Genomic DNA, 10,957 nt, shown 5'->3' on the forward strand with positions numbered 1-10,957 from the left:
TTCTGATCCTTGCATAAAGCTCCACTGTGAACATCCTTCCAGCCTCCCGATGCCATTCAATAACATCGAGACAGCCTACAGGACCGGTACACTTTTGACCCGCCATTTTCTGCCAGATCTTTGCCGGTTCAGTGGTACACTTTACGCCCACGATTTATAGCCAAGACGAGATTCGTCGCTCACTCTCGGAATGACACCAAAAATAAAGTGCCAGCATCGCGAAAGCGTCTGGTCTCTAGAAATAGTTACTTACGCAGCCCCAGCTCGCGCTGCGCTTCGAAGAGCGGCGCCGTGTCGGCGACTTCGCTCAGTGGAACCTGCCGGGCGATGTTCATCGATTTGCGCAGACCGTCGAGCACCACGCGCATGCCCTCTTCGGGAATGCTGCCATCGGCGCTGAAAACATTCACCGCGGAATCGTAACCGGCTTCGGCGAATTCCTGCTTCGACTTGGCCCAATTGACTAGCACTTGAATCGTGCCTTCGCGGTTTTTCAAAATATAATTGTTCGCCTTGAGCATCGCCCGCAGCACCCGCTTCACCTCGTCGGGCCGCTCGGATAATTTTTTCATGCCGGTGGCCAGGCCGTTGTACGGGAAGCGGAAAATATCGCCGGTGCGGCTGATGATGTTGAAGCCCATCCGTTTGGCTTCGAAATCCACCGGCGGCGCGACAATCATCACGTCGATGACGCCTTCTTTTAACGCGGTCAAACGAGCGGCATCGGAACCGAGGGCCAAAAGTTTGATCTCGGTCTCGGGATCGATGCCGTAGTGTTTGACCACCATGCGCGCGATGATATCGGGCGTCGAGCCGTAGGAGCCGACGCCGATGGTTTTACCTTTCACTTCTCGAACGGTTTTGATGTCCGCTCGGCTCACCAACGACAAGGGCGTGCGGTCGAGTGAACAGGCGATCATTTTTACCCGCGCACCTTTCAAGTTGGCGACGATGGTCGAGCCGATCAAAGTTGAATAATCGACATCGGCGCTGACCAACGCCATGGTCGCGACGTTGGGATTCATGCGAATGATTTCCGCGTCGATGCCTTCCTGTTTGAAAAAACCGCGGGTTTGCGCAACGCCGACGGTGAGATTGGAAATATTATAATTCGACACGCCGATCCTGACTTTGTCGGCGGCGTGAACATCGGCCGCGAACAAGATGGCGAACAAAATCAGGACAATCATTCTCACCCGCATCAAAAACCTCCGCTTGGATAGTGGTTCAATTTAATTTCAACGAAGTGTCTTTGTAGAGGCAGACCCCCGTGTCTGCCCTCTGGGACGGGCGACCACAGGGGGCCGCCCCTACATACGATGTTCCTTGGCAACCGTGGCACCAGATTATAATTGAGCTAAGCATCAATGAATTTTTATACTCGCACGGTTGTCGAAAGCAAAGCCCAAATTGGCTAGAGTGGTTTCATGGCCGACAACGATCTGCAAGAATATCTCGCGCGCTTGGAAGCCGCCGGCAAACTGCACTGGATCGAACAGCGCGTCGATCCATGCTGGGAAGTCGCCGCGATCACGCGCCACACCTTCGACCGTTACGGTTGGAACGAGCGGCCGGCGCTGGGCTTTCGCCAGGTCGGAGATTGTCAGTTTCCGCTGGTGATCGGCGTCATCGGCGGCTCGCCGGCGATCTACGCCCACGCGCTTTCCACGACTGTCGAAAAAATTCCCCAAGTCTGGGAGAACGCCCAGCGCCATCCCATCGATCCCGTCATCGTGCCAAGCGGTCTGTGCAAAGAGATTGTCCAGCGCGGCGCCGACATCGACGTATTGTCATTGCCGCAAGTGGTTTGGACACCGAGCCAAGATCCCGGACCCTACATCACCGCGCCGGTGATCGTCACCAAAGATCTCGAAACCGGCCGGCGCAATGTCGGGACCTATCGAATTCAGATGAAGGGCAAGCAGCATGTCGGTCTCTACGTCGGCGGCGCCCAGCACGCGGCCAGACATATCCGCCAGTACGAAGCGGCGAAACAAGACATGCCGATCGCCATCGCCATCGGCATGGACCCGACCATCGTGCTTTGTTCGATCAGCAAGTTTCCCTACGGCACCGATGAGTTTTCCATCGCCGGCGGCATGCGCGGCGAGCCGGTACCGCTGGTGCAATGCGAGACCGTCGACCTGCAAGTGCCGGCCAACGCCGAGATCGTTCTCGAAGGCGTGCTGCGCGCCGGTTATCGCGAAGCGGAAGGACCGTTCGGTGAATTTTCCGGTTACATGAGTCCGGGCGGTCAACAGCCGGTGATCGACATCACCTGCATCACGCGGCGGCGCGCGCCGGTCTATCATTCATTTTTAAGTCAAATGCCGCCCAGCGAATCGAGCTGCATCCGCAGTCTCAGCCGCTCCGCCGGATTGTTTCACCACCTGCGCAACGTGCTCGGCCTGCCGGTAAAAGACGTTCACTTCACCGAAGCCGGGGGCGCTAGCGGTATGTTGGTGATCGCGATGAAAAAAGAATATCCCGAACAAGTGAAAGAAGTCGCCTGGGGCGCCTGGTCGCTGATGAACAAGGAAGGCAAATTCACCGTGGTGGTCGACGACGATATCGACGTGCGTAGTCCATTCCAAGTCGAATGGGCCATGGGCTTTCGCGCTCAACCGGCGCGCGACAGTTTCATCGTCGACGGCGTCGTGCCCTCCGGCGTCGATCCATCGACTGCCGCGGCGGATATTCCCCAACACGACCCGCGCCGGCGCTCCGGCAGCAAAATGTTGATCGACGCCACGCGCAAGCACGCCTACCCACCCGCCGCGCGCGTGCCAAAAGAATTTATCGACAAGGCGAAGAATAAATGGTCCGAGTACGGTTTTACAAAATAATGACAATGCCATTGACTCACCACGGAGAACGCGGAGGACACGGAGGTCGGAAAAATTATTACCAGATACTTCGTGCGCTCCGTGTCCTCCGTGGTGAAAATACTTTCGCCGTTATCCTCGCGATTGCCGCATTCATGGCGGTCATCCCCGCCGCCCACGCCGCCGACAAAGTCCGCATTTCTTTAACCAGCTACAACCTAAGTTTTCTCTCAGCCGGCGTGGCGGCGAAGAAAGGCATCTTCAAAGAAGAAGGTTTGGACGTCGAGGTCATCCGCATGAACGCCAACGTGGCGATGTCGGCATTGATCGCCGGCGAATGCGACTACACGATGATCTTCGCGTCGGTCATCCGTGCCGCCATGCGCGGCATTCCTCTCAAAGTCGTCGCCGTGCTGATCGACAGCCCGCCCTACGCTTTCATCGCTCGGCCGGAAATCAACGCCTTAAAGTCTCTTAGAGGCAAGACCATCGGCATCGGCGTATTTGGCAGCTCGAACGACGTCGTCGCCCGCTTGATGTTGGAACGGACGGGCGTCGATCCCGACAAAGAAACCAAGCTCATCGCGTTCGGTTCGGATAGCGCGCGCTTCGCCGCTCTCAAAGAAGGACTCATCGATGCCACGATCATCGCGCCCCCGGCCGACTCACAAGCGCGCAAAATAGGTTTGAACGTTCTGGCGCGCGCTGACGATTTTTTCAAATTTCCCCATATCGGCCTCGGCACCAGCAATAAGAAACTAAAAGAGAAGCCGCAAGAAGTCGCGGCGCTGATCAAAGCTTTTATTCGCGCCAATCGCTTTATCCGCGACAACCGCCAGGAAGCGATCAACATACTCGCCGACTGGGGCAAGATTCAGCGCGACGATGCCGCGGCAGCGTATGACTCGACCTGGCAACTGTTCAGCCCCGACGGCGCCATCCCCGAGGACGGCATGAAACTGGTGATCGACGACGCCAGAAATGCCTTGAAGCTAACGCGTCCGGTGCCCATCGGCGAAGTCGCCGACGCGAGCGCCTTGCGCGAAGCCCAGCGCATGCTCGGCATCAAGGCGCGCTAGAATGACAAAGACATTTCACCACGAAGAGCACGAAGGTAGGAAAAAATTTATCCGAACCCTTCGTGACCTTCGTGGTGAGAAGTACTTTCGCATAAAGCAGGGAGAATTCACTCATGGTCAACTTCATGGATTTCTACTACACCGGTCCCGACACACTCGCCGGCCGCTACATGCGAAAATTTTGGCATCCGGTCTACCGCGCGCAGGATTTAAAACCCGGCTGGGCCAAGCCGATCAAGATTCTCGGCGAACAGTTCACGCTCTACCGCGGCGACGGCGGCAAACCCCACGTCGTCGACTTTCGCTGCCCGCACCGTCAATCGCAACTCTCCATTGGCTGGATTGAAGACGACGCCATTCGCTGCCGCTTTCACGGCTGGAAGTTCGATCAAACCGGCCAGTGCGTCGAACAACCGGCGGAAAAAGAATCGTTTGCGGAAAAAATGCGCATCCGCAGCTGCCCGACCGAAGAATATCTCGGGCTCATATTCGTCTACTTCGGCGACGGCGCGCCACCGCCGCTGCCGCGCTATGCCGATTTCGAGAAAGATAATTTATGGGCGGAAACCTACGTGCGCCCGTGCAACTACGTCAACAACTTGGAAAACGATCCGATCCACATTCCCTTCACCCACCGCGAATCGGAATTCTACATGAACCGGCCGCCAGAGATTCCCGATATCAGCGTCGAAGAAAGCGAATGGGGAGTGCTGTTGCAATCGACGTTTCCCAGCGGCCGGCTCTACATCACGCAGCATGGCTTGCCGAACATTCTGTGCTTTCGCGAGCGCGACCGCGATCACCTCGCCTGGCGCGTGCCCATCGACGACAACAGTCATTGCAGTTTCCAGCTTGACGTGACGCACATCACTGAAGGCGAAGAAGGCGAAGCCTATAAAAACCGCCACAAAGCCCGCGAAGGCAAACTCGGCCGTTCGCCCAAAGAAATCGGCGAAGCGGTCTTGCGCGGCGAACTGCGCATTCAAGATATAGACGGGCTCGAGCGCTCAAACATCGTCTGGATCCAAGACTACGCGACACAAGTCGGCCAAGGCGAGCTCGATCTGAGAAAAAAAGAAATGCTCGGCCGCTCCGACCGCGCCCTGATCCTGATCAGAAAAATCTGGGAGCGCGAGCTGCAAGCGTTGGCAGAAGACAAACCGCTCAAGCAATGGCAGCGCAGCGAACGGCTGGCGGGACTGCATTCAAGCGCGAACGATTGACTGCAACGATGAGCAAACACTTGCGCTCCGTAAATCTTAGTCCGAATTCCGATTCTCTCCCCCTCGACGGGGGAGAGTTAGAGTGGGGGTGCGACGCACCTTGCACTGCGGCAAATCTGTTCGCTTTGAAAAACAACCGCAGCGAAGCTGCGCCAAATTTGGAGGTTAACCAATGAAACTGACTCTCGACAAAGCCAATATCATCGCCGATCAAACCCTCGCCAAAGCACGCGAGGCGAAATATCGTCCCATGTGCGTCGCGGTGTTGGACGACGGCGGCTGCTTGAAAGTGCTCAAACGCGAAGATGCCGCCAGCATCCTGCGCCCGGACATCGCCATCGGCAAAGCCTGGGGCGCCGTCGGCATGGGCGAATCGAGCCGTTCGTTGAGCGAACGGTTAAAAGAGCGGCCGGCATTTCTCGGCGCGCTATCGGTGATGTCCCAAGGCAAGGTCGTGCCGGTGGCCGGCGGCGTACTGATCATGGACGGTGCTGAGATAATCGGCGCCGTCGGCGTCAGCGGCGGCACCGCGGATGAAGACGAAGACTGCGCCATCGCTGGCATCAAAGCCGCGGGCTTGGTCGCCAAATCTTGAGCGGAGTTGCGTAATGCCGACCATCGACTACATGGACTGCTTTCCCACCGGACCCGGAACCATCGCCGGTAAATACCTGCGCAAATTCTGGCACCCGGTACTGCGCGCCGAAGACTTGAAGCCGGGCTGGGCCAAGCCGATTCGCATCATGAGCGAAGACTTCACGCTCTACCGCGGCGAGAGCGGCCGGCCGCAGGTGGTCGAGTTTCGCTGCCCGCACCGCCAGTCGCAGCTATCCGTCGGTTGGGTCGAAGGCGACGCGTTGCGCTGCCGCTTTCACGGCTGGAAGTTCGATGGCTCGGGCCAATGCATCGAGCAGCCGGCGGAGAAAGAAGCTTTCACCGAGAAGGTGCGCATTCGCAGCTATCCGACCGAAGAATACTTAGGCATGATCTTCGTCTACTTCGGCGACGATGCTGCGCCGCCGCTGCCGCGCTTCCCCGATTTCGAAAAAGCCGGATTGTGGGTGGAGACCTATATCCGTCCCTGTAATTTTTTGAACAACATCGAAAACGATCCGGTGCACATCCCATTCACCCACAAAGAATCGGAATTTTTCCTGCGCCGGCCGCGCGAGATTCCCGCGGTGCTACAGGAAGAAACCGAATGGGGCTTGATGCTGACGACGACGACCTCCACCGGGCGCGTGCAGTATTTGCATTACGGCATGCCGAACATTCTCGGTTTTAAAGAATCCGACCGCGATCATCTCGCCTGGCGCGTGCCCATCGACGACGAAAGCCACGCCAGCTTTCAACTCGACATCCAGCATGTCCAGGACGGCATCGAAGGCGAAGCGGTGAAAAAACGCCACGCCGCGCGCACCGGCAAACTCGGCCGCGCGCCCAATGAACTCGGCGCCGCCGTGCTACGCGGCGAGATCCGCATTCAAGATCTCGAAGGCGACGACAAAGCGAATATCGTGTGGATTCAAGACTACGCCGTGCAAGTCGGCCAGGGCCCCTACGAGCTGCGCCAGAAAGAAAACCTCGGCCGCTCCGACACGCCGCTGATCCTGCAAAGAAAAATCTGGATACGCGAGCTGCAAGCGCTGGCCGACGGCGCGCCGCTCAGCCAGTGGCGGCGCACGGAAAGAATTCAACAATTGATTTCCTATTCACACGTTCCCGAACCAAGCCAGGCCAAGGTGTAAGCCCAGCGTTATGAAGCTTGGGTTGATCACAATTCTGGGCCCACTGACGCTGGTCGCGACACTCGCCGGCAGCTGTACATGAAGTGTACAATACCTTCGGCGCCGACAAAAAATGCCGTGTCTAATGACAATCGATGCATCGGCGCGCGCGGTCAGCGCAGACGATAACAGGAGCGACTCGGCAATCCCGTCCGAACAATTCGCTGTACGGGTGCATCTATCGCCGGGGCTATGGGTGTATACTGAAATTGACGAATGTTTGAGGAGGATAATCAGCAATGGAGATTCCCCTGAAAATCACCTTCCGCGACATTGCGCCGTCGCCGGCCATCGAAGCGAACATCCGCGAGAAGGCCGCCAAGCTCGACTCCCTGTACGATCACATCATCAGTTGCCGGGTGATTGTCGAAGCGCCGCACCACCATCATCACAAGGGAGTCACCTATGAAGTGCACATCGATTTGACCGTGCCCGGCGGCGAGCTGGCGATCAGTCACGCGCCGAAACGATTGGCGGCAGCGAAATTGAACCACGGCGAAGATCCGGAAAAGGAATTAACCGAATTCCATGAGCCCAGCAAACATGCGGCCCACGAAGATGTCTACGTCGCGATCCGCGATGCATTCCACGCCGCGGGGCGCAAGCTGCAAGACCACGTGCGGCGCCAGAGCGGCCAGGTCAAAGTTCACGAGCCCGTGGCGGTCGCCCGTATCGTCAAACTTTTCCCATTCGAGGATTATGGTTTTCTAGAAACTCCCGATAGGCGCGAACTCTATTTTCATAGGAACAGCGTGCTGGCGCCGGGCTTCGAGCGCCTCGATGTCGGCACGGAGGTCCATTTCGCCGAGGAGATGGGCGACAAGGGGCCCCAGGCGAGCACGGTTCGCTTCACTGCTGGATGATTGCATCGGCGGCACCGAGCGACGGATCGCCGCCGTAATCCTCGCCCGCTAAGACGGCGGCGGGCTCAGCGCGCATCGAAACGATGCCGCAAGTGGCGCCACGAGCGGACGATTGACGCTCCGACCGGCGCTCGGCTCGGCCGAGTTCAAAACCTTGGCCAATTGTCACCGGCAGTTTCGCACCAGCGGTAAACCGCGCAGGAATTTATCCCGTCAGCCCTTTTGCACCGACCCGGCAAACAAGCTAAGTTGCCGTGACCTTATTCGGGAGAAGGAAGGTGCCCGGTGGTGCCGTTGGTCTTCAAAACCAAGCAGAGGGTCGTAAGGTCCTCGGAGGGTTCGACTCCCTCCCTTCTCCGCCAATTGCGTCAAGCACTCACGCGAACGACCTGCGGCTTGTTGCCAGCGTCTTCGCTTTCCTTGACGCGGCGATGGTAGGCATCTAAAAACCGGCTGGAAATAATTTCCGTCGGCGTCAGCGCCGAGTGCAATTCCTCGACAACGATCTTCGGTTCGGATTCGACGACCGCGGGTGCTTTCGCTGTCGGCTCGGCGAGGTTCACCGATCGCTCAGCTTGCAGCTCGGGCTTATCCGTAACCTGGGCGACCGCGTTGGGAGAGTCTCCCCAAATCGCCGAGTAAATGTGATCGCCGATATCTTTGCCGGTAAACCATTCGACGACGGAATTGATCACGCCGGTGACCAAGCCGCCGAGCCGTCCCCAGAGCGCGCCGCCGATGACCCGCGGCACGGCGCCGATTTGATCGCCGCTCAAGTTGCGATAGATCGTCGAGACGATCGGGATATGCTGCAAGGGATTGATGATGTCGAGAAAATCGCCGAAGCTGAAATCGGGTTTTTCCCACAGTGAAAACGGTTTTCCCGTCTTGGCGTTCGCCGCACCGCGGACTTTGTCGTCGCCCGCGCTAACCTCGTCCATCACCCGTGAATAGGGCGAAGCCGGCGCGGCGCCGCGCCGGCGCACTTCGTTGGGCGCTGGCGTTTCGCTCGACCGTTCCGCCGGGCTGACAGGATTGATATCGAGAAGCATTAGCGCGCTTGGCTCACAGTGGATGACTGCGGCGGCAAACTATTTTGCGTCAGTCGAATCTCGACCCGCCGGTTGCTACGCCGATTGGGCGCCGTGGAATTCGCGGTGCGAGGCCGATAATTGGCGAAGCCTTGCACTGAAATGCGCGCCGGATGAATCCCCTTCTCGATCAAGTAGCGCGCCACCCGGCTGGCGCGGGCGGCGGAAAGTTCCCAGTTGGAAGGAAACGCCGCACTGGCGATGCGCAAACTATCGGTATGGCCGCTCACGGCCACTGACAGACCGGCGTGGGCGATAATAATCGTTACCAGTTTTTCCAGCACCGGCAGCGCTTGCGGCCGCAGATCGGCCTTGCCCGAAGCGAACGGCACGCTGTCGCGTAACGAGAAAAGAATTTCATTTTGCGTCGCCTCGATATCGACATCGTTTTGCAGCCCGGCGCCGGCAACAAAATCATTCAAATCATTGCCTACGGCTTGCCAAGCGTTGGCGCTCATCCTGTCGTCGATTGGATTCGGCGGCGCTACGGCGATCGGCGTGGCGACGGCGGGTGTCCGCGGCGCCGACAATTTAACTGCAACTTTTCCTGTCGCATGCCACAACACGACGAAACCCAAGAGCAACAAGGTCAGATCGCTCAAGGTGATCATCCACCAATTGTTGTCGCTGTCGTTGGGCGCAACCAGTCGCGATGGGGCCGGCGAATAGCCGCGACGATTCGACGGGTCGACCAAATGCAAAGCTCGTGTCATAAAACTCAGCGCTCGGCTGGCACGCCGGCGGGCGCCCATTCTTGAAGTTTTTCGCCGTAACTGCGCTCGCGCAGGTAGGCGCTGACATTGTCGGTGAAGTTGGCACTTTCACCGCGGGCGATCATCAAGATCCAATCGCGGGTGAGCAACATGGAACTTTCTCGCTCCACCGCCACCGATTGGAGCCGGGCGAGAATCGGCGCCACCACGACGTTGGCAAAAACCGCGCCGTAAAGCGTCGTCAGTACAGCCAAGCCAAGGGCGGAGGGTAATCCTTTGGGATCGACTTCGGACAACCGGCTGAGCAACAAGACCATGCCGATCAGCGTGCCGATCAAACCGAAGGAAGGCAGCAGTTTGCCGAAGGTCGAAAGGATTTGCCGATTGATTTCCGCACCGGCGGCGAAATGGGCCAGGCGATGTTCCAAGCGCAGACGAATTTTTTCTTCGTTGTGCAGATCCACCAGCAGGCCGACACCGTAACGCAAGAAGTCATCTTTCAAATGGCGCTCGTGATTTTCCAAAGCGCGAATACCGTGCAGCCGGAACAACTCGGTCAGACGGCGCAGTTCCAGGGCGTGGCTATCCATGCTCACCGGCTCGCCGTTCAACAGCTCGCCGACGGCGTCGCGCAAACCAAACAGCTGCGACTTCGAATAGGAAAATACCGTCACGGTCACGGCGCCGCCAAGCGTCAACAATAACGACAGACCATCGAAAAACTCCGGCCGTAAAACCAAGCCGATGCAAACAAATGAACCGATGGTGAAAGGAATCAGAATACCGCGCAACACGCCAACCTCCCGAGCACCGCGAGCTTCGCCCGTCGCTCGGCCAGGACAAACCGCAGGAACCGTGCCAGTCATCTAGCGCGAGAACTGAGTGGCGGGCGGTGCGATAGGCGGCAAATATTTCCTAGGGTGGTGAAAGAAACGCTCGCTTTGCGGCAAGAAGCGCCGTGCGCGAATTGGCAAGCAAAGATGTCAGCGCCGAAGCTTTGACGCTCGGCGGCGGAGAATTGGCGCGGCGCGGTAAATAACAATTACACCGCGCGATGTAACCAAGGCGAACGCTCGGGCCCGCCCCGCGCGACAAGAAAACCTTTAAGCTTGCGAGTGGCAGCGAGCTCAGCGCTCAAGCCGTTCAAACGATCGTGGATTTTGCCGACGACGCCGGCGTCTAGTCGGCGAATCGACTGTCGTGGCAACGTCAATATGTCATGTTAACAGCAACGCGATTATGTCAGGGTAGTGCGTTGGGTTGAGGTCGTAAGTTAGAAACCTGGCCATAGCGGAACCCCACCTTGTTGGAGTTGGTTCGATATAGGCCAAGTGTATGCGTCGTTTTGGAATCGAAGGTAGCGATTTTTTCTGTTT

11 protein-coding genes are annotated in these 10,957 nt (G+C 58.0%); 6 read left to right on the forward strand and 5 right to left on the reverse strand.

Annotation, left to right across the window (positions count from 1 at the left end; translation table 11 throughout):
* Nucleotides 1-245: 245 nt before the first annotated feature.
* The gene (locus EXR70_23020; GenBank protein ID MSP41369.1) at nucleotides 246-1,202 is read right to left on the reverse strand and encodes an ABC transporter substrate-binding protein; all 957 of its coding nucleotides are present in this window, start codon (nucleotides 1,200-1,202) and stop codon (nucleotides 246-248) included.
* A gap of 225 nt (nucleotides 1,203-1,427) precedes the next feature.
* Here EXR70_23020 and EXR70_23025 point away from each other — a divergent pair, with 225 nt between their 5' ends.
* From EXR70_23025 to EXR70_23050, 6 genes are all read left to right on the forward strand, one after another.
* The gene (locus EXR70_23025; GenBank protein MSP41370.1) at nucleotides 1,428-2,846 is read left to right on the forward strand and encodes a UbiD family decarboxylase; all 1,419 of its coding nucleotides are present in this window, start codon (nucleotides 1,428-1,430) and stop codon (nucleotides 2,844-2,846) included.
* Nucleotides 2,819-3,904: an ABC transporter substrate-binding protein gene (locus EXR70_23030; GenBank protein MSP41371.1), complete on the forward strand. Its 1,086-nt coding sequence runs from the start codon at nucleotides 2,819-2,821 to the stop codon at nucleotides 3,902-3,904. The genes EXR70_23025 and EXR70_23030 overlap by 28 nt, the downstream gene beginning before the upstream one ends.
* Before the next feature lie 113 nt (nucleotides 3,905-4,017).
* Complete coding sequence (locus EXR70_23035) at nucleotides 4,018-5,127, forward strand: hypothetical protein (GenBank protein ID MSP41372.1); 1,110 nt, start codon at nucleotides 4,018-4,020, stop codon at nucleotides 5,125-5,127.
* A gap of 172 nt (nucleotides 5,128-5,299) precedes the next feature.
* Nucleotides 5,300-5,722, forward strand: a complete 423-nt coding sequence (locus EXR70_23040) for a heme-binding protein (GenBank protein MSP41373.1) — start codon at nucleotides 5,300-5,302, stop codon at nucleotides 5,720-5,722.
* On the forward strand, nucleotides 5,661-6,875 hold the full coding sequence (locus tag EXR70_23045) for a Rieske (2Fe-2S) protein (protein ID MSP41374.1): 1,215 nt from the start codon (nucleotides 5,661-5,663) through the stop codon (nucleotides 6,873-6,875). The genes EXR70_23040 and EXR70_23045 overlap by 62 nt, the downstream gene beginning before the upstream one ends.
* 278 nt (nucleotides 6,876-7,153) lie before the next feature.
* Nucleotides 7,154-7,777, forward strand: coding sequence for an HPF/RaiA family ribosome-associated protein (locus EXR70_23050; protein MSP41375.1), 624 nt, complete (start codon nucleotides 7,154-7,156; stop codon nucleotides 7,775-7,777).
* Here EXR70_23050 and EXR70_23055 read toward each other — a convergent pair.
* From EXR70_23055 to EXR70_23070, 4 genes are all read right to left on the reverse strand, one after another.
* Nucleotides 7,764-7,946, reverse strand: coding sequence for a hypothetical protein (locus tag EXR70_23055; protein ID MSP41376.1), 183 nt, complete (start codon nucleotides 7,944-7,946; stop codon nucleotides 7,764-7,766). The genes EXR70_23050 and EXR70_23055 overlap by 14 nt on opposite strands.
* Before the next feature lie 199 nt (nucleotides 7,947-8,145).
* Entirely contained in the window at nucleotides 8,146-8,829 is a 684-nt protein-coding gene (locus EXR70_23060; protein MSP41377.1) for a hypothetical protein, read from the reverse strand.
* Nucleotides 8,829-9,620, reverse strand: coding sequence for an OmpA family protein (locus EXR70_23065; protein MSP41378.1), 792 nt, complete (start codon nucleotides 9,618-9,620; stop codon nucleotides 8,829-8,831). Before EXR70_23065 ends, EXR70_23060 begins: the two co-directional genes overlap by 1 nt.
* Nucleotides 9,587-10,447 carry a hypothetical protein gene (locus EXR70_23070; protein MSP41379.1) on the reverse strand — a complete coding sequence of 287 codons (861 nt, stop codon included), beginning with the start codon at nucleotides 10,445-10,447 and terminating at the stop codon, nucleotides 9,587-9,589. The genes EXR70_23065 and EXR70_23070 overlap by 34 nt, the downstream gene beginning before the upstream one ends.
* Nucleotides 10,448-10,957: the final 510 nt, after the last annotated feature.

This window comes from Deltaproteobacteria bacterium (genome assembly GCA_009692615.1).
GTDB lineage: Bacteria > Desulfobacterota > Binatia > UBA9968 > UBA9968 > DP-20.